This window comes from Streptomyces sp. NPDC002206, from assembly GCF_053593595.1.
In genome coordinates this window covers 275,222-293,261 of the sequence record NZ_JBSFCW010000010.1, presented here as the reverse complement: position 1 = coordinate 293,261, position 18,040 = coordinate 275,222, and the positions used below count along the sequence as shown (strand labels likewise).

Here is an 18,040-nt window from a genome sequence, read left to right as displayed (position 1 = left end):
GCATGTCGCGACCCCGAGCGGGCAGACGACGGCTGATTCCTGACATCCGGCCTACGGCAGGCTGCTGCCGCAAAGGCTGCGCCACCGCCCTTCCCTGCTTGCCCTGCCCGATCCGCTCAGCCGTCCCGGAAGGCGGCGAGGATTTCTTCGGCTGCGAGCGTCGCTGTCAACTCGCCATCACGTACGCACTGTTCGAGCGAAGGAGTGAGCGCACGCACCTGCGGATGGCTGCGCAGGCTGTCCAGCAGCTCGTCGCGCACCATCGTCCAGGTCCAGTCGACCTGCTGGTCACGCCGCTTCGCGGCCAGCCGCCCCGTCGAGTCGAGCAGCGCACGGTGCTGCTCCAGCCGCTCCCACAGGGCGTCGAGGCCGGTCGACTCGCGGGCGCTGCACGTCAGCACCGGGGGAGTCCAGGCCGCGTCGGCCGGGTGCATCAGCCGCAGGGCGCCCGCCAGTTCGCGGGCCGCCGCGCGCGCGTCACGCTCGTGCGGACCGTCGGCCTTGTTCACCGCGATCGCGTCGGCCAGCTCCAGAACACCCTTCTTGATGCCCTGCAGCTGATCGCCGGTACGGGCCAGTGTGAGCAGCAGAAACGTGTCGACCATCTGGGCCACGGCCGTCTCCGACTGGCCCACGCCGACCGTCTCCACCAGCACCACGTCGTAACCCGCCGCCTCCATCACCACGATGGACTCCCGCGTCGCCTTGGCCACCCCGCCCAGCGTCCCGGCGGTGGGGGAGGGGCGGACGAACGCCGCAGGATCGACCGCCAGCCGCTCCATCCTGGTCTTGTCGCCCAGGATGGAGCCGCCGGTCCGGCTGGATGACGGATCGACGGCCAGCACCGCGACCCGGTGCCCGAGCTCGGTGAGCATCGTGCCCAGTGCATCGATGAACGTGGACTTCCCAACCCCCGGCACCCCGCTGATACCGATGCGGCGCGCGTTGCCGGAGTGCGGCAGCAGCTCGCGCAGCAACTGCTGGGCCAGCGCCCGGTGATCGGGGCGGGTGGACTCGACGAGAGTGATGGCGCGCGCGATGTGCGCCCGCTTCCCGTCGAGCACCCCCTTCACATAGTTGTCGATGTCGATCGTCGGAGCCATCGGGTCAGCGGCTCACAGCTCATGGCCGAGCGCGGCACCGAGCCGCGTCACCAGATCGAAGGCGGCATCGGGGATCACCGTGCCCGGCGGGAACACGGCCGCCGCACCCGCCTCGTGGAGTGCCTCGATGTCCTGCGGCGGGATCACCCCGCCGACCACGATCATGATGTCGTCGCGGCCCTCGGCGACCAGCTCCTCACGGAGCGCCGGTACGAGGGTGAGGTGCCCGGCGGCCAGCGAGGAGACGCCCACGATGTGCACATCCGCCTCGACCGCCTGCCGCGCCACCTCGGCCGGCGTCTGGAACAGCGGGCCGACATCGACGTCGAAGCCCAGGTCGGCGAAGGCCGTCGAGATCACCTTCTGGCCGCGGTCGTGGCCGTCCTGGCCCATCTTGGCGACCAGGATGCGCGGACGGCGCCCCTCCGCCTCCTCGAACCGGCCGACCAGCGTCCGGGTACGGTCCACGGAAGGTGACTCCCCTGCCTCGTTGCGGTACACACCCGAGATCGTACGGATCTGGCCGGCATGCCTCCCGTACACCTTCTCCAGGGCGTCCGAGATCTCACCGACCGTGGCCATCACCCGCGCCGCGTCGACCGCCAGCGCCAGCAGATTGCCTTCGAGACCCGGGCCGGGACCATGCTCGGCCGCCGCCGTCAGCGCCCGCAGCGCGGACTGGCAGGCTGCCTCGTCGCGCTCCGCGCGCAGCCGCCGCAGCTTCTCGATCTGCTGGGCGCGCACCGACGAGTTGTCGACCTTGAGCACATCGATCTGCTCGTCCGTCTCCACCCGGTACTTGTTGACTCCGATCACCGGCTGCCGCCCGGAGTCGATCCGCGCCTGCGTACGGGCCGCGGCCTCCTCGACCCGAAGCTTCGGGATGCCCGCGTCGATGGCCTGCGCCATCCCGCCCGCGGCCTCGACCTCCTTGATGTGCTGCCAGGCCCGCCGCGCCAGGTCGTACGTCAGCTTCTCCACGTACGCGCTGCCGCCCCACGGGTCGATGACCCGGCCGGTACCCGATTCCTGCTGGAGCAGCAGCTGGGTGTTCCGGGCGATCCGCGCCGAGAAGTCCGTCGGCAGTGCGAGGGCCTCGTCGAGCGCATTGGTGTGCAGCGACTGGGTGTGCCCCTGGGTGGCGGCCATCGCCTCCACACAGGTCCGGGTGACGTTGTTGAACACGTCCTGCGCGGTCAGCGACCAACCCGAGGTCTGCGAATGGGTGCGCAGCGAAAGAGACTTGGCGTTCTTCGGCTCGAACTCCTTGACCAGCTTCGCCCACAGCAGGCGGGCCGCCCGCATCTTCGCGATCTCCATGAAGAAGTTCATGCCGATCGCCCAGAAGAACGACAGCCGTGGTGCGAACGCGTCCACGTCGAGACCCGCGTCCCGGCCGGCCCGCAGATACTCCACCCCGTCGGCGAGGGTGTACGCCAGCTCCAGATCGGCCGTCGCCCCCGCCTCCTGGATGTGATAGCCGGAGATGGAGATCGAGTTGTAGCGCGGCATCTTCTGCGAGGTGTACGCGAAGATGTCGGAGATGATCCGCATCGAGGGCTTCGGCGGATAGATGTAGGTGTTGCGGACCATGAACTCCTTGAGGATGTCGTTCTGGATGGTCCCGGCCAGCTTTTCGGGCGGTACGCCCTGCTCCTCGGCGGCCACGATGTACAGCGCGAGTACGGGAAGCACCGCGCCGTTCATCGTCATCGACACCGTCATTCTGTCCAGCGGGATGCCGTCGAACAGCTGGCGCATGTCGTAGATCGAGTCGATCGCCACACCCGCCATGCCGACATCGCCGGTCACCCGCGGGTGGTCGCTGTCGTAGCCGCGGTGGGTCGGCAGGTCGAAGGCGACGGAGAGACCCTTCTGTCCGGCCGCGAGGTTGCGGCGGTAGAAGGCGTTGGACTCCTCGGCCGTGGAGAATCCCGCGTACTGCCGGATCGTCCAGGGCTGGTTGACGTACATCGTCGGATAGGGGCCGCGCAGATACGGGGCCATACCCGGATATGTACCGAGGAAGTCGAGCCCCTCCAGGTCACGCCCGGTGTACAGCGGCTTGACCGCGATGCCCTCCGGGGTCTCCCACAGCAGATCGCCGTCGGAGCCACCGGTGGACTCCTTCACCGCCGTGTGCCACTGGTCCTCGGACCCCTCGGCGCCGGTGCCCGGACCGAGTTCGATGTCGGAGAAGTCGGGGATCCGCATTACGCCACACCCATACGGTCGAGAACGGAGGAGAGCACAGCCACCACGTCGCAGCCCGCGAAGACGTACTCGTCGACATCGGGATACCCGGCGGGCCGGCCCGCGAGGAACACCCGCTGCGCACCGGCCGCGCGCAGCGCCAAGGCCACGGCCCCCGCCTGCTCGGCGTAGAGCGTGTCACCGGAACACAGGCACGCCACTGTGGCCCCACTGGTCACGAAGGCCTCGGCGGCCGTCGACGCGTCCACCGACGTCGGGTCGTGAACGGGCTCGATCCCGCCCGCCTGGAACAGGTTCGAGGCGAACGTGGCCCGCGTGGTGTGCGCCGACGCGGGGCCGAGCGCCGCAAGGAACACCCGGGGCCGTCGGCCCGTCGCCGCCAGATGGGCGTCCGACCGGGCACGCAGCGCCTCGAACGCCTCGTCACGACGGACCGTGGGCAGACCGCCCGACGCGTCATCGGCGCCGGGAGCCGCCTCGCGCTCCACCGGACGCTCGGCGAGGTGCGGGAACTCACTGACGCCGGTGACCGGCTCCTTGCGCCGCGCCAGATCCTTGCTGCGCGCCGCCCAGGTCGCCGCCAGCCGCTCACCGATCAGGCCGGAGCCGAGCGCCGCGGCCTGACCGCCCGCCCGCTCGATCTCCTGGAAGAACGCCCAGGCGCCGTCAGCGAGTTCGGTGGTCAGCCGCTCCACGTACCAGGAGCCGCCCGCCGGGTCGATCACCCGGGCCAGATGCGACTCCTCCATGAGAATCGTCGACGTGTTACGGGCGATACGCCGGGCGAACGCGTCCGGCAGCCCCAGCGCGTGATCGAACGGCAGCACGGTGACGGAGTCGGCCCCGCCGACCCCCGCGCCCAGACACGCCAGCGTCGTCCGCAGCATGTTCACCCACGGATCGCGCCGCGTCATCATCACCGACGACGTCACCGCGTGCTGGCGCTGCACACCGGCGCCCGCGGCCCCGCACACCTCGGCGACCCGCGCCCACAGCCGGCGCGCCGCCCGCAGCTTGGCAATGGTCAGGAACTGGTCGGCGGTGGCCGCGTACCGGAACTCCAGCTGGGCGCAGGCCGCCTCGACGGAGAGCCCCGCCCCGGTCAGCGCCCGCAGATAGGCCACGCCGGTCGCCAGCGAACTGCCCAGCTCCTGGGCCGCCGAGCCACCGGCCTCGTGGTACGGCAGCGCGTCCACGGTCAACGCCCGCAGCCCGCGATACTCCTTCGCGCACCGCTCGGCCCAGTGCACGGCGGCCGCCGGTTCCGGTGCACCGCCGCTGCGGGCCGCCCGGCCCAGCGGGTCGGCGCCGAGAGAGCCGCGGACCGACTCCGGGGCCACGCCCCGCTCCTCGTACAGCCGCAGCAACTCCTTGGCAGCGGCGTCGAGTTCACTGCCCGGGTCGAGCACGACCGGGGCCAGATCGAGATAGACACCGTCCAGCGCCCGCGCCAGACCGGATACCGGTACGCCCGTCGCACCGCCGACGGTCAGCCACAACGAGGTGACACCGTTCTCCAGATCCGCGAGCACGGCTTCGTTGAGCCGGGCCGGATCCGTCAGGCTGTGCCGCTGCCGTACGTCCCAGCCGTTCGCCGCGTTCCCCTCGGCCTTGCTGCCGCGGGTGAAGGGGGCGAAGCCCGGAAAACCGGCATCGGGCGCGTCATCGCGCGAGGTGTACAGAGGGCGGGTGATGAGCCCGTCCTCCACCGTGGTGGACAGCGCTTCCTCGGCTGCCGAACCCGCAACATCCTTGCCCGACTTGCGCAGCACACCTTCGACAAGGCTCTGCCACTGCTCATGGGCTGGGTCAGGGAATTCGGCGGCCAACGAAAGCCCGTCAGCAGGCAGGACCGTCATGCCCAGATGCTAGGCGAAGGCTCAGATGAGCAGCAGGGGAATCGCCTGTGACCTTGCCCTCTCCGCGCGCACTTGATCCTTTACGGACGGTGGCGTAGTCGGGGCGCTGCCGACGGGCGGGCCGGACGTGTCGCGCCGGCCCGGGCGTGCGTCGGCCGCCGCCGCCCGCTGCTGCTCGGCGACCCCTCGCGGCACCCGATCGGACCACCCGCGCCCATGCATGCCTCACTCTGCGCACCCCGCCGACTTGGGGGGCGTCTGCCTGATCGTCACCAACGCCCCCCGTCGATGCGGTTTCGGCGGCCGACCGCGTTCGCGTACTCGACCAGAGGCGGGCCGTCCCGTACGCGGCATCCGTCCGAGGCCACCCGGCATCCGCTGTCGCCGTGGGTGGCCCGGATGCCCGGCTGCAATGCCCGGCCCGGAAGCGGTGCCCCGACGGTATGCCCGCGCTCGCGGATCTCGTCGCCGAGATCACCCGCGAGGCGGCGGCCGAGCCGGGATCACCGGAGGAGCGGCTGTCCGGACCAGCGTCGAGGCCGCCGGAAACGCGCTCGTCGCCCTGCGAGCGGGGCGGCCGCTCAGCTCTCCGTGCCAGGTGGATTGCCACAGTGCATCACCAAATATCCGAAGATATGCTGCAGGCAATCCATCCGCCAGGAGAGGACACGCCCGTGACTGTGGGACCTGTGGAGTACCTCGTCGTCGCCTTTCCCGGGAGTCGTTTCACCGGGGCCATTGCGCCGGCGCTGGCCGAAGCGGTCGCCTCGAAGGCGGTGCGGATCCTCGACCTGACATTTGTGTACCGGGCCGAGGACGGCACGCTCGAATCAGTGGAGCTGGAAGACCTCGACCCCGATGACCTGGTGTCGTTCGAGCCGGTCGAGGGAGTGGTCAGCGGACTCTTGAACAGCGAGGACATCCGGACTCTCGGGGAGAGCGTGCCACCGGGCAGCTCCGCCGCGCTGATCGTGTGGGAGGACCTGTGGGCGGTGCCGCTCACGGCGGCCGTCCGGGCCTCGGGCGGTCAAGTGGTGGCGCATGAGCGGATCCCCGCCGAGATCGCGGAGGCGGCCGTGGCCGCCAGCGGTCCCACCGGCTGACCCTGCCCGGCCCGCAGTACCCCGTCGCACCGCACGCACCGCACCGCACTGGAAGGGGCGCACATCATGCCGATTTTCCGAGGACCGGGCATGAACCGCAGAGGACCGGGACTGCTGGGCACCGTGGCGCGCACCGCCGTCGTCGCCGGCACGGCATCAGCGGTCAGCGGACGGGTCCAGCAGCGCCAGCAGCAGAGGTGGGGCGCACAGGAAGAGGCCGCCGCACAGCAGCAGGCCGTACAACAGCAGACACCCCCTGACCAGGCGGCGCCTCCCGCGCCCCCGGCGGACGACATCATCGACCGGCTGGAACGACTGGCCGAGCTGAAGAAGCAAGGAATCCTGACCGACGCCGAGTTCGAGGCGCAGAAGGCAAAGATTCTGGCCGGCTGATCCGGCCGGGGCGAATCCTTTCATCAGCCGTGTCCGCAGTAAGCCGTGCCCGGAATGAGTCGCGTCCGGAATAAGGGGAATCCATCGTGCAAACCGCCAGGGCCGTTGCGGCTGCCACCGTTATCAATCTGCGCGACCTGGGCGGCGTTTCGCTGGGTCGCGACCGCTGCTTCCGGTCCGGCGCGGTGCTGCGCTCCGGTCAGCTCAGCGGATTCGACGCGGCCCGCGACGTGGCGGTGACCGCCCTCGGCATCCGGACTGTCGTCGACCTGCGCACCGCCGACGAGCGCATGGCGGCCCCCGATCGGCTGCCGTCCGGAGCCCGGCTGTTCGTCGCCGATGTCCTCGGCGACAACCCGGGCGTGGCACCCGCCCGGCTGCGCGCGCTGCTCGGCGATCCGGTGGCTGCGGAGGAGATGCTCGGGGGCGGAAAGGCCGAGGAGCTGTTCGCGCAGACCTACCGGAAGCTGGTGCTGTCGCCGGGCGCCGCGGCCGCGTACCGCGCCTTGGTCGAGACGGCCGCGGACGACCGGGCCCGGCCGGTGCTCTTCCACTGCACGGCGGGCAAGGACCGCACCGGGTGGGCCACCTCGCTGCTCCTGCTCATGGTCGGGGCGTCACGCGATGTCGTACGGGCGGAGTTCCTCGCCGTGAATCCGGTGGTGCGGGCCGCCTTCCAGCCGTATGTGCAGGGCTTCCTCGACGCGGGCGGCGATCCCGAGATCGCGGCCGCGATCATCGAGGTCCGCCCCCGCTATCTCTCGATAGCGCTCGATGCGATGGACGAGCGGTGGGGCGGACTGGACGGCTATGTGCGTGACGGTCTGCGGATCCCGGAGCCCGTGGTGGAGCGTCTGCGGAGCCGGCTCGTGGTCTCCGCCCAACCGGAACCGGCTGTCGTCGGCATCCGATCGACCAAAGCGGTCATCCGCGGAGGATCCTTGGGTTGACTCCCTCCATACCCTTGGTGGGTATGTTGCCTTCCGACCGGTACGAGCGGAAGGTCCGTGCCGCCGCCTTCGCGGTCGAGGTGGCGCCGTCGGCCGAGCCGCGGGTGAGGAGGCCCGGCGGACACGTGCGCTGAGAGGCCCGGGTTCCGGAGGGTCCGGCGCCGGGACCGCCCTCGGTATCGTGGGAGTACTGGATCAGGGGTTCTCCGAGAGGGGTGCACGTTGACCGAGCGCAAACCCGTCGGCGTCAGCTTCGAATCGTGGGTCGACAAGCAGATCCGTGAAGCCGAGCAGCGCGGCGACTTCTCCCAGCTGCCGGGTTTCGGCAAACCGCTGCCTGATATCGACCGCCCGTACGACGAAACCTGGTGGATCAAGGCGAAGATGCAGCGCGAGGGGGTGTCGATGCTCCCGCCGGCCCTGGCCCTGCGCAAGGAGGCGGAGGACACCCGTGCGGCGGTGTCCGAAGCCCGCTCGGAGACCGAGGTGCGCCGGATGCTCGCCGCGGTCAACGAGAAGATCGAGGCGGCGATCCGTCGGCCGCCGCCGGGACCGTTGCTGAACATGCGACCGTTCGACATCGACGCCGTGGTCGAGGAGTGGCGTGCGGAGCGCGGTTCGGCGTAGGTCGCGGCAGCGGGCAGGCGAGGCCGGGCGTGTGCGCGGCCTCCTGATGCGTAATACTCCCTTTATGACACCGAGTATTACGCGACCGGCAGGTGGGGCGGGTCGCCGGGACGTGCTGATCCGACGGGCGACCGCGCGCGACGCCAAGCGTCTCACCCGGTTGGTCAGGAACTCCCGCGCCTACGAGGGCCCGTACGCGCCCATGGTCGCCGGATACCGGGTGGGTCCCGACTACATCGAGACCCATCGGGTCTTCGTGGCCGTCCACAGCGGTACCGACCGGCTGCTCGGCTTCTACTCGCTGGTCCTCGAGCCGGCCGAACTGGATCTGATGTTCGTCGCCGACGATGCGCAGGGTCTCGGGATCGGACGGCTGCTGATCGTGCATCTGCGCGGCGAGGCGCAGCTGGCCGGGCTCACTGGCGTTCGCATCGTCTCGCATCCGCCCGCCGAGGGCTTCTACCGCAGTGTGGGCGCCCTGCGGACCGGCACTGCCGCGGCCAACCCGCCCGCGGTGATGTGGGACCGGCCCGAACTGATGCTTCCGGTCGCCTGACGGACCGCAGAAGAGCCCGGCCGGGACCCGGTGGCCCGGATCCCGGCCGAACGCCTGGTGCGCCGGGAACCGTTACGAGGCGAAGCCGCCGTACGGGCGCGTGATGATTTCCATGGCATGTCCGGCGGGATCGAGGAAGTAGATGCCCCGGCCGCCGTCATTGTGGTTGATCTCGCCCGGATGCTTCCGATGCGGATCGGCCCAGTAGGTGATCCCGAGCTCCTTGATGCGGGCGTACGACGTATCGAACTCCGCCTCCGAGACCAGGAAGGCGTAATGCTGCCCGACGATCGATTCGGCGGGAATGGTCGCGAAATCCAGCGTGACCCCATTGGCGGTGGCGACCGCAACGAACGGGCCCCATTCCGCACCGATTTCCAGACCCAGGATGTGCGCCAGGAATTCGGCGGATTCCCGGTTGTTCCGGGCGTGAATGATGGTGTGATTCAACTCGACTGACACTGTGGAATGCCTCCAACGGGCATCTCACGGGCACCTCCACGCCTCACCCGGCCGGTGACCGGCGCGCGATGCCGTATTCAAGATCGTAGGTGCGACCGGCACCGTTCGTCGAGGGCATGGCCGACGGCGCATTCGGGCTGCCGCCCCGACGTGAGATCTCTACGGTGGGGTAAGAGGCGACGCAACGGGCTCCACACCTACTGCGGACGGAGGCTCACGGTGACCGCGACACCCGGCGAGGACCGCGACGCGGAAAGCGGCCGGGAGCCCGACATCGGCCGCCACGAGACGGCCGAGGAACGGGCGGACCGGCTGTGGACGGACCTGCTCCAGGAGTTGCGTGTCGCCCAGACCGGCGTCCAGATCCTGTTCGGCTTTCTGCTTGCCGTCGTCTTCCAGCCGCGCTTCGCCGCTCTGTCGGACACGGACCGCACCATCTATGTGGTCACCGTGATGCTGGGGTCGGCCACGGCCGCCGCGCTGATCGGGCCCGTCTCCCTCCACCGGCTGCTCACCGGGCACCGGCTCAAGCGGCAGACCGTTGCGTGGGCGTCGCGACTGACCGTGCTCGGCCTCGCCCTGCTGTTCTGCACGATGTGCTCCGCGCTGCTGCTCATCCTGCGGGTGGCCCTGCACAATGCGCTCGCACTGTGGCTGGTCGGCGCCATGGCGCTGTGGTTCCTCGTCTGCTGGTTCGTGTTCCCGGCCTGGGTGCTGGCACGCTCGACATCGGAAGGCGAGAAGTGACCTCGGATGCGCACTCGGCGCGCGGCGGGCGGCCGAACAACTGACTGCGACCGTTCGGCTCAGATGTCCTCGGCGGCCGGGCTTCGGATGTCCGAGACGGTGAACAGCCCGCCGTCCGGGTCCAGCAGGGTCGCCTCCGCACCCTGCCCCTGTGTCCGTTGCTCGACGACCGAGCCCCCGTGCTGCCGCGCCGCCGAGACAGCTGCTGCCACATCGGCCACCGGGAAGTGGACCTGCCAGTGCGGGCGGACCAGCGGATCCGGTGCGGCCTCGACCGCGCCGGAGCTGATCCGGGCCAGCCGCTTGCCGCCGCAGTCGACCACGACCCCGTCCTTCTCGTACGACACCTCGCAGGCGCCGGGACGTCCGGTCGCCCAGTCGAGGACCTGGCCGTAGAAGATTGCGGCGTCGAAAGCGTCCCTGGTACGCAGTTCGAGCCAGGCGTTCGAGTGGTCGTCCGGCGCCGGCGGTGAGCTCGCCGCCTCGGTGCGCTCCCAGATGCCGAACACCGCGCCGTCGCGGTCCGCCGCCAGGGCGCCGCGCCCCTTGCCGAGCGCCAGTGGCCCGACCGCCACCGTGCCGCTGCGCTCACGGATGCGCGACGCAGCCACATCGGCGTTCTGCACGGCGAAGTAGGGAGTCCATGCCACGGCGACCCGGAAAGCCGTCGCCATCGCCGCGATACCGGCCACCGGCACTCCGCCGCGGCGTGCGACGGAGAATTCCTGCCCCAGCCGTCCCGGCCGGAACGTCCACCCCAGGGTGGCTGTGTAGAACTCCTGCGCCGATTTCAGGTCCCGGGTCATGAGGTTGACCCAGCAGGGCGCCGACGGTCCGGTCAGCGGTGCCGAGGGGGGCGCTGTCCTGGGTTCGCTTCCCGTCATGGTGCTGCTGCCTTCATCGGTTCTGCGGCACACGCATGCCGTGGCGGTCGGGCCTCTACCAGCCTCACTTCGGTCGGTCGGTCGCGCAACACGCGCCGATGCGGACATGCACCTGCTCAGTCGCGCGTCTCGTCCTTGTCGTGCGGGATGGGCTCGTTCCCGTGGTCACCGAGTTCGTAGGGGGAGAGCCCCCGCCCGTCGGCAGGGAAGCTGTCGTCGCCGTGGACGTTGCGCTCCTCGACGTGTGCGCGGTGGTCCGGCCGCGGCGGCTGCTCGTCGGGCCGGGGTGGCGGCAGTTCCTGGGCCCGGCGGCGCCGTCCCAGCCAGACGGCGCCGATCAGCATGCCCACGAGGGCCACGCCGACGATCGCCATCACCACGCCGAGCGCACCCCGCCCGTCCGCGAGCGTGACGGCCAGGGAATTGAGGGCTCCATTCGATACGTCCATGCATGCCGGATACCCCGAGGCGGGGCCGTCACTCGACTATGACCGTGAATTCATGTTTTAAGTGGATATAAAGAGAAAAGCGTTTCACTGCTCGCCGGCCGCTTCGTGTCGCCGACACCCAGCCGTGGGGCGAGCCTGGAGAAGGGTCAGTACTGCGAGCGGAAGGAACCTCGGTGAACAGCACACAGGCGAAGGCGGAGGAGAACTGGTACGGCAAGGAGGTGGCGGTCGCCATCAGTGGATGCTCGAAGGACGACGCACGGATGGTCTTCGACGTGCTGCGGGCCGCCTTCACCACCGACCGGGCCTCGGTGGACGTACCGCAGGACCTGGGGGGAAAGCGACCCACCGTATGGAACGTGAACGTCGATGTGTCCGAGGCGAGGGTGGTCTCGGGCCCCATCACGATCGGCGAGCCCGTAACGCTCGATGTGCAGGGCGGCTACTGGGCGGTCGACGAGCTCAGGAGGCACCTGGCGGACGCCTTCACGGTGCGGGTCGTCGGAACGGTCTCCGGCGACCAGGAGGAGGAGGTGCGTCTGCGGGTGGAGAGCCGGTGAGGCGTGTACCCGTGCCCGGAGTCGGCGCAATGCACCGGGAGGCCTCTGCGTATCTGGTACAAAGCAGCCAAAAGCCACAGCTCTGAGAGGTGCGAACGGGTGGAACGCGCGAGCCGGCGGGAGGACGGTGCCGGAAATCCGGAGGCGGCCCCTCACTGTTCGACGCTGACGCTGCACATCAACGGAACCGAACGGACCCTGTCGCTGGACCACCGCACCACCGTCCTGGACGCGCTGCGTGAGCACCTCGGCCTCACCGGGGCGAAGAAGGGCTGCGATCACGGACAGTGCGGGGCGTGCACCGTCATCGTCGACGGCCGGCGCGCCAACAGTTGTCTGCTGCTCGCCGTCGCACACGACGGGGCCGCGATCACCACCGTCGAGGGGCTCGCCGACGGGGACGGGCTGCACCCCATGCAGGAAGCCTTCCTGGCCCGGGACGCGCTGCAGTGCGGATACTGCACCCCCGGCCAGATCTGCTCGGCGGTGGGCATGCTCGACGAAGCGGCCGACGGCTTCCCGTCCCACGCCACCGAAACAGGTCGGCCCGGCGCAGCCCCGGCCCGGCTCACTGCGCTCGAGATCCGCGAGCGGATGAGCGGCAACCTGTGCCGGTGCGGTGCCTACCCCCGTATCGTCGAAGCGATCCTGGACGTGGCTCCGTGAAGCCGTTCGAATATCTGCGCGCCCGCACCACCGCCGAGGCGGTCCGCGCGAGCACCGCCCGCCCCGGGGCCGTGTTTCTCGGCGGAGGCACCAATCTGGTCGACCTGATGAAGCTGGGTGTGGCCACCCCCGACCTGCTCATCGACGTCAGCGGGCTGCCCCTGGACCAGGTGGCGGACACGGCCGACGGTGGCCTGCGCATCGGCGCGACCGTACGCAACAGCGACCTCGCCGCCCATCGCGCCGTGCGCACCCGCTACCCCGCCCTGTCGCAGGCACTGCTCTCCGGGGCCTCCGGGCAGCTCCGGAACACCGCCACGACCGGCGGAAACCTGCTGCAGCGCACCCGTTGCCCGTACTTCCAGGACACCTCGAAGCCCTGCAACAAACGGGTACCGGGCACCGGCTGCCCCGCCCGCGAAGGCGCCCACCGGGAGCTCGCCGTCCTCGGCCACTCCGCGGACTGCGTCGCCACCCAACCGTCGGACATGGCCGTCGCCCTGGCCGCCCTGGACGCCGTGGTCCAGCTGCACGGACCGGACGGCGAACGCTCCGTACCCGTCACCGACTTCCACCGGCTGCCGGGGGGCACACCCGAGCGCGACACGGTGATCGGGCCGGGCGAGCTGATCACCGAGGTGCTGCTGCCGCCGGCTCCCGACGGCGCCGTCTCCCTCTACCGCAAGGCCCGCGACCGCGCCTCGTACGCCTTCGCCCTCGCCTCCGTCGCCGCTGTTGTCACCGTCCGTGACGGCCGGATCCAGTACGCCGCGCTGGCCTTCGGCGGGCTCTCCCACCGCCCGTGGCGCGCCCGGGCCGCGGAAGAGATCCTGCGGGGCGCCACCGCCACCGACGACACCTTCACCCGGGCCGTGGACGCCGAACTCGCGGCCGCCCGGCCTTTGCGCGACAACGCGTTCAAGGTGGAGCTCGCCCGCAGCCTCGCCGTCGACGCCCTGGTCGGACTCACCGCCCCCGCCTGAGAACGTGAGGACTCCTGCCATGAGCCAGGCCCCCCAGCCGCTGGGCAGCCCCGTGGTCCGTCGCGAGGGACGGGACAAGGTCACCGGCGCCGCCCGTTACGCCGCCGAGCACACCCCGCCCGGCTGTCTGTACGCCTGGCCCGTACCCGCCACCGTCGTACGCGGCCGGATCACGGCGATGCATACCGACGAGGCACTCGCCCTGCCCGGCGTGCACGCCGTCCTCACCCATGAGAACGCCCCGAAGCTGAAACAGTCCGACGACCCCGCCCTCGCCGTCCTCCAGGACGACCGGGTCCCGCACCGGGGCCGGCAGGTGGCGCTCGTGGTGGCCGGCACTCTCGAGGCGGCGCGGGCAGGAGCCGAGGCCGTCCGGATCGAGTACGAGAGCGCCGGACACGATGTCCGGCTCACCGAGGACCACCCGGGCCTGTACACACCGCAGACGGTGAACGGCGGATACCCGGCCGTCCGCGAACGCGGCGACTTCGACCGCGCCTTCGCCGTGTCCCCCGTACAGGTCGACGTCACGTACACACTCGGTCCCCTGCACAACCACCCCATGGAACCGCACGCCTCCACCGCCCACTGGACGGACGACGGGCAGCTGACCGTGTACGACTCCAGCCAGGGCACCGGAACGGTCCGCGACACCCTGGCCACCGTGTTCGGGCTCCGGCCCGCTCAGGTCACGGTCGTCTCCGAACACGTCGGCGGCGGCTTCGGCTCCAAGGGCACCGCGCGCCCACAGGCCGTCCTCGCCGCCATGGCCGCGCGCCACATCGGGCGCCCGGTCAAACTCGCCCTGCCGCGACGCGAGTTGCCCGCCGTCGTGGGCCACCGCGCCCCCACCGTGCAACGCGTCAGACTCGGCGCGGAGTTCGACGGCACCCTCACTTCGCTCGCCCACGAGATCATCACCCACACCTCCACGGTCAAGGAGTTCGTGGAACAGGCGGCCGTGCCGGCCCGCACGATGTACTCGTCCGGGCACAGCCGTACGGTCCACCGGGTGGCCGCCCTGGACGTTCCCAGCCCCTCATGGATGCGCGCGCCCGGCGAGGCCCCCGGTATGTACGCACTGGAGTCGGCCATGGACGAGCTCGCCGTGGCCCTCGGCATCGACCCCGTCGAACTGCGTCTGCGCAACGACCCAGCGTACGAACCCGACACCGGCCGCCCCTTCAGCAGCCGCGGCCTCGCCGCCTGCCTGGAGGAGGGTGCCGCACGGTTCGGCTGGTACGACCGCGACCCGCGACCCGCGGTCCGCACCGAAGGCCCACTGCTGCTCGGTACGGGCGTCGCCTCCGCCACGTACCCCGTATACATCGCCGGCTCCAGCGCCTCGGCGCACGCAGCCGCCGACGGCACCTACCGCATCAGGATCAACGCCACCGACATCGGCACCGGCGCCCGCACCGTCCTGGCGCAGATCGCCGCGTCCGTGCTGGACATCCCCGTGGCCGACGTCCGGATCGACATCGGCAGCAGCGCACTGCCCGAAGCGCCGCTGGCCGGCGGTTCCGCGGGTACCGCCTCCTGGGGATGGTCCGTGCACAAGGCGTCCACCGCCCTGGTACGACACCTGCGGGAGCGCACCGGACCGCTTCCCGACGAGGGCGTCACGGTCACCGCAGACACCGCGGAGGATACGGCGGTGGAATCCCCGTACGCACGGCATGCGTTCGGGGCGCACTTCGCCGAAGTCGCCGTCGACACCCGCACCGGTGAGGTCCGGATGCGCCGCATGCTCGGCGTGTTCGCCGCCGGACGCATCCTCAACTCCCGTACCGCACGCTCCCAGTTCATCGGCGGCATGGTCATGGGGCTCGGCATGGCACTGACCGAGGGCAGCACGATCGACCCCGTCTTCGGCGACTTCACACAGAACGATCTCGCCTCCTACCATGTGCCCGTCTGCGCCGACGTCCCGCAGATCGAGGCGCACTGGATCGATGAGGACGACCCGCATCTCAACCCGATGGGCAGCAAGGGCATCGGCGAGATCGGCATCGTGGGCGCCGCGGCCGCTCTCGGCAACGCGGTGCGGCACGCGACCGGCGCCCGGCTGCGCAGCCTCCCGCTCACACCGGACAAGCTGCTGCCGTATCTGCCGTGAGGGCGGGTGCAGGGCGGTCACGCTCCGTGGCGACATCACAGGCCCGCTCGCCTTCGTGTTGCGCAACCGGTCCCACCGGGTCACCCTAAGGAGTGACCTAATAGTGACATCTGCTCACTCTTCGTATGCGGGGGTCGTTGGTTCAACGGGGCGAAGCAGATGGGCCCGGATGTGAGGAGCCTCGACGATGACCGTTCCACTCGACCGGCATTATCTGGTCGAACTCCAGGTATCGGAAGAGCGCGTTTCGCAGTTGCGACGAATAGTCGCTGCGCATCTGCGCCACTGGAGTCTCGAACTCCACATCCGGCCGGTGTGCCGGGGTGTGGAGGAGCTGCTGACCAATGTCCACCGGCACGTCGGTGGCGACAACAAGTGCGTCGTCGAACTCCGCTGGTCAGGACGGCACCTCACGGTCTCCGTCGCCGACAACAGCTCCGAGATGCCGCGACTGCTCAGCAGCGGCGGCGGTGGTCTCAGCCGCGTCATGGCCCTCAGCCACAGCTGGGGCACCTGCCGGACCCTTGACGGCAAAGTGGTCTGGTTCACCCGCTACGCCGAGGCGCCGCGGAGCAGCGATCTGCTGCCGCGCGCACCCCTGCCCGGAGTACGCGAGTTCCTGCTGCCGCCGGCCTCCGAGCCCTCCGAGCCCTCCGAGGCCTCCGAGTCCTCCGAGTCCTCCGAGCCCGCCCTCGTCTGAGGCGGGCGCCGGCGGCCGGCCCCGACGACAGGGGCGGCGGGGATCCCTGCCCGGACCGGTACCCGAGTCCCTACGCGAAGAAGTCTGCTCTGCCCACCGGCGCGGATGACGTGCACAGTGCACGCATGGTCCGCGCCGGTCGGGTGCCCGCACCGGGGCCCGCGTTGCGCGACGGGGCGTCGCGCGGCACGGTCGAAGAATCCGAGGCAAGGAGACCACAGTCATGCCCATCGCGACGGTCAACCCGGCGAACGGCGAGACCCTCAAGACGTTCGAGGCACTGGGGGCGGCGGAGATCGAGCACCGGCTCGCGACCGCGGACAGCACCTTCCGGGAGTACCGCACCACCGCATTCGGTGAACGGGCCCGGCTGCTCAACCAGGCCGCCGACCTCCTCGACGCGGACCAGCAGGACATCGCGCGCACCATGACCACCGAAATGGGCAAGCCCATCAAAGCGGCTCGCGCGGAGGCCGCGAAATGCGCCAAGGCCATGCGCTGGTACGCGGCCAACGCCGAGCGACTTCTCGCGGACGAGCACCCGCCGACCGACGACGTACGCGACGCCGGAGCCTCCCGGGCCTATGTCCACTACCGTCCGCTGGGCCCGGTCCTCGCCGTGATGCCGTGGAACTTCCCGCTGTGGCAGGTCGTACGGTTCGCCGCCCCCGCACTCATGGCGGGCAACGTCGGCCTGCTCAAGCACGCGTCGAACGTCCCGCAGACCGCGATGTACCTGGAGGGCCTGTTCCGTCGGGCAGGCTTCCCGCCCGGCTGCTTCCAGACGCTGCTGGTGGGAGCGGGAGCGGTCGAGTCGATCCTGCGTGACCGCCGCGTCGTGGCCGCCACCCTCACCGGCAGTGAGCCGGCCGGCCGCTCGGTCGCGTCGATCGCGGGCGACGAAGTCAAGCACACCGTGCTTGAACTGGGCGGCAGCGACCCGTTTCTCGTCCTGCCGTCGGCCGACATCCCGCAGGCCGCCCGTACGGCGGTGACCGCCCGGGTCCAGAACAACGGGCAGTCCTGCATCGCCGCCAAGCGGTTCATCGTGCACACCGATGTGTACGACGAGTTCGCGGAGCGGTTCACCGCGGGCATGAACGATCTGACGGTCGGTGACCCGCAGCAGGAGACCACCGACGTCGGCCCCCTCTCCAGCGAACAGGGCCGCGCCGACCTGGAGGAGCTGGTGGACGACGCCGTACACCAGGGCGCGACCGCACTGTGCGGTGGTAGCCGGCCCACCGGCCTGGGTGCGGAGCTGGAGCGCGGCTGGTTCTACACCCCCACCGTCCTCAGCGGGATCACCCCCGCCATGCGGATCCACCGCGAGGAGACCTTCGGCCCGGTCGCCACGCTGTACCGCGTCGAGGACCTGGACGAAGCCGTGGCCCTCGCGAACGACAGCCCGTTCGGCCTCAGCTCCAACGTATGGACGCGCGACGCCGACGAGAGCCGTCAGTGCGTGCGTGACCTGCAGGCCGGCGGTGTCTTCTTCAACGGCATGACCGCCTCCCACCCCGCGCTGCCGTTCGGCGGGGTGAAGCGCTCCGGTTACGGGCGGGAGCTGGCCGGTCACGGCATCCGTGAATTCTGCAATGCCACGACGGTCTGGTACGGCCCCGAGCCGGACGGAAGCGGCTCCGCGTAGCCGCCACCGTCCGG

General features: G+C 70.4%; 18 protein-coding genes. 12 read left to right on the top strand and 6 right to left on the bottom strand.

Annotated features, from left to right (window positions below; genetic code table 11):
• Positions 1 to 116: 116 nt before the first annotated feature.
• Genes meaB through ACWCP8_RS21185 form a run of 3 tightly spaced genes read right to left on the bottom strand, consistent with a single transcriptional unit; the run spans position 117 to position 5,176 of the window.
• The gene (gene meaB / locus ACWCP8_RS21195; protein WP_451117428.1) at positions 117 to 1,103 is read right to left on the bottom strand and encodes a methylmalonyl Co-A mutase-associated GTPase MeaB; all 987 of its coding nucleotides are present in this window, start codon (positions 1,101 to 1,103) and stop codon (positions 117 to 119) included.
• 12 nt (positions 1,104 to 1,115) lie between these two features.
• Entirely contained in the window at positions 1,116 to 3,317 is a 2,202-nt protein-coding gene (scpA, locus tag ACWCP8_RS21190) for a methylmalonyl-CoA mutase (RefSeq protein WP_451117426.1), read from the bottom strand.
• Positions 3,317 to 5,176, bottom strand: coding sequence for a methylmalonyl-CoA mutase family protein (locus tag ACWCP8_RS21185; protein ID WP_451117424.1), 1,860 nt, complete (start codon positions 5,174 to 5,176; stop codon positions 3,317 to 3,319). The genes scpA and ACWCP8_RS21185 overlap by 1 nt, the downstream gene beginning before the upstream one ends.
• A 674-nt stretch (positions 5,177 to 5,850) precedes the next feature.
• On the opposite strand from ACWCP8_RS21185, the gene ACWCP8_RS21180 reads away from it, so the two are divergent.
• The 5 genes from ACWCP8_RS21180 to ACWCP8_RS21160 all read left to right on the top strand — a co-directional run bounded on the left by ACWCP8_RS21180 (position 5,851) and on the right by ACWCP8_RS21160 (position 8,805).
• Complete coding sequence (locus ACWCP8_RS21180; protein ID WP_352271714.1) at positions 5,851 to 6,279, top strand: DUF6325 family protein; 429 nt, start codon at positions 5,851 to 5,853, stop codon at positions 6,277 to 6,279.
• Between the two features lie 90 nt (positions 6,280 to 6,369).
• Positions 6,370 to 6,672 carry an SHOCT domain-containing protein gene (locus tag ACWCP8_RS21175; protein WP_352271712.1) on the top strand — a complete coding sequence of 101 codons (303 nt, stop codon included), beginning with the start codon at positions 6,370 to 6,372 and terminating at the stop codon, positions 6,670 to 6,672.
• A gap of 86 nt (positions 6,673 to 6,758) precedes the next feature.
• The gene (locus ACWCP8_RS21170) at positions 6,759 to 7,622 is read left to right on the top strand and encodes a tyrosine-protein phosphatase (RefSeq protein WP_352271710.1); all 864 of its coding nucleotides are present in this window, start codon (positions 6,759 to 6,761) and stop codon (positions 7,620 to 7,622) included.
• Positions 7,623 to 7,844: 222 nt separating this feature from the next.
• Positions 7,845 to 8,249: a DnaJ family domain-containing protein gene (locus tag ACWCP8_RS21165; protein ID WP_352271708.1), complete on the top strand. Its 405-nt coding sequence runs from the start codon at positions 7,845 to 7,847 to the stop codon at positions 8,247 to 8,249.
• 64 nt (positions 8,250 to 8,313) lie between these two features.
• A complete protein-coding gene (locus tag ACWCP8_RS21160; RefSeq protein ID WP_382841311.1) occupies positions 8,314 to 8,805 on the top strand; it encodes a GNAT family N-acetyltransferase in 492 nt (163 codons plus the stop codon).
• A 72-nt stretch (positions 8,806 to 8,877) separates the two neighbouring features.
• On the opposite strand, the gene ACWCP8_RS21155 is transcribed toward ACWCP8_RS21160, so the two are convergent.
• Positions 8,878 to 9,267, bottom strand: coding sequence for a VOC family protein (locus tag ACWCP8_RS21155; protein WP_030980095.1), 390 nt, complete (start codon positions 9,265 to 9,267; stop codon positions 8,878 to 8,880).
• Positions 9,268 to 9,486: 219 nt separating this feature from the next.
• Between ACWCP8_RS21155 and ACWCP8_RS21150 the strand changes: the two genes are divergently transcribed.
• Positions 9,487 to 10,014, top strand: a complete 528-nt coding sequence (locus ACWCP8_RS21150; protein WP_352271704.1) for a DUF6328 family protein — start codon at positions 9,487 to 9,489, stop codon at positions 10,012 to 10,014.
• A gap of 59 nt (positions 10,015 to 10,073) precedes the next feature.
• On the opposite strand, the gene ACWCP8_RS21145 is transcribed toward ACWCP8_RS21150, so the two are convergent.
• Positions 10,074 to 10,898, bottom strand: coding sequence for a VOC family protein (locus ACWCP8_RS21145; RefSeq protein WP_352271702.1), 825 nt, complete (start codon positions 10,896 to 10,898; stop codon positions 10,074 to 10,076).
• A gap of 116 nt (positions 10,899 to 11,014) precedes the next feature.
• Positions 11,015 to 11,347, bottom strand: coding sequence for a DUF6479 family protein (locus tag ACWCP8_RS21140; RefSeq protein WP_356000377.1), 333 nt, complete (start codon positions 11,345 to 11,347; stop codon positions 11,015 to 11,017).
• A gap of 173 nt (positions 11,348 to 11,520) precedes the next feature.
• Between ACWCP8_RS21140 and ACWCP8_RS21135 the strand changes: the two genes are divergently transcribed.
• The 6 genes from ACWCP8_RS21135 (at position 11,521) to ACWCP8_RS21110 (ending at position 18,026) form a co-directional block, all read left to right on the top strand.
• The gene (locus ACWCP8_RS21135; protein WP_352271699.1) at positions 11,521 to 11,907 is read left to right on the top strand and encodes a hypothetical protein; all 387 of its coding nucleotides are present in this window, start codon (positions 11,521 to 11,523) and stop codon (positions 11,905 to 11,907) included.
• A gap of 99 nt (positions 11,908 to 12,006) precedes the next feature.
• Positions 12,007 to 12,573, top strand: coding sequence for a 2Fe-2S iron-sulfur cluster-binding protein (locus tag ACWCP8_RS21130; RefSeq protein WP_356000373.1), 567 nt, complete (start codon positions 12,007 to 12,009; stop codon positions 12,571 to 12,573).
• Positions 12,570 to 13,556, top strand: a complete 987-nt coding sequence (locus tag ACWCP8_RS21125; RefSeq protein ID WP_451117419.1) for an FAD binding domain-containing protein — start codon at positions 12,570 to 12,572, stop codon at positions 13,554 to 13,556. Before ACWCP8_RS21130 ends, ACWCP8_RS21125 begins: the two co-directional genes overlap by 4 nt.
• A gap of 19 nt (positions 13,557 to 13,575) precedes the next feature.
• A complete protein-coding gene (locus ACWCP8_RS21120) occupies positions 13,576 to 15,675 on the top strand; it encodes a xanthine dehydrogenase family protein molybdopterin-binding subunit (protein WP_451117418.1) in 2,100 nt (699 codons plus the stop codon).
• A 187-nt stretch (positions 15,676 to 15,862) separates the two neighbouring features.
• Positions 15,863 to 16,375, top strand: coding sequence for an ATP-binding protein (locus tag ACWCP8_RS21115; RefSeq protein WP_451117416.1), 513 nt, complete (start codon positions 15,863 to 15,865; stop codon positions 16,373 to 16,375).
• A 223-nt stretch (positions 16,376 to 16,598) separates the two neighbouring features.
• Positions 16,599 to 18,026, top strand: coding sequence for an NADP-dependent succinic semialdehyde dehydrogenase (locus tag ACWCP8_RS21110; protein ID WP_451117414.1), 1,428 nt, complete (start codon positions 16,599 to 16,601; stop codon positions 18,024 to 18,026).
• The last annotated feature ends 14 nt before the right edge of the window (positions 18,027 to 18,040 follow it).

Bases quoted from the DNA above. Each gene is read 5' to 3' on its own strand.
- meaB (WP_451117428.1), bottom strand. From the start codon at position 1,103: ATGGCTCCGACGATCGACATCGACAACTATGTGAAGGGGGTGCTCGAC.
- scpA (WP_451117426.1), bottom strand. From the start codon at position 3,317: ATGCGGATCCCCGACTTCTCCGACATCGAACTCGGTCCGGGCACCGGC.
- ACWCP8_RS21185 (WP_451117424.1), bottom strand. From the start codon at position 5,176: ATGACGGTCCTGCCTGCTGACGGGCTTTCGTTGGCCGCCGAATTCCCT.
- ACWCP8_RS21175 (WP_352271712.1), top strand. From the start codon at position 6,370: ATGAACCGCAGAGGACCGGGACTGCTGGGCACCGTGGCGCGCACCGCC.
- ACWCP8_RS21160 (WP_382841311.1), top strand. From the start codon at position 8,314: ATGACACCGAGTATTACGCGACCGGCAGGTGGGGCGGGTCGCCGGGAC.
- ACWCP8_RS21145 (WP_352271702.1), bottom strand. From the start codon at position 10,898: ATGACGGGAAGCGAACCCAGGACAGCGCCCCCCTCGGCACCGCTGACC.
- ACWCP8_RS21140 (WP_356000377.1), bottom strand. From the start codon at position 11,347: ATGGACGTATCGAATGGAGCCCTCAATTCCCTGGCCGTCACGCTCGCG.
- ACWCP8_RS21120 (WP_451117418.1), top strand. From the start codon at position 13,576: ATGAGCCAGGCCCCCCAGCCGCTGGGCAGCCCCGTGGTCCGTCGCGAG.
- ACWCP8_RS21115 (WP_451117416.1), top strand. From the start codon at position 15,863: ATGACCGTTCCACTCGACCGGCATTATCTGGTCGAACTCCAGGTATCG.
- ACWCP8_RS21110 (WP_451117414.1), top strand. From the start codon at position 16,599: ATGCCCATCGCGACGGTCAACCCGGCGAACGGCGAGACCCTCAAGACG.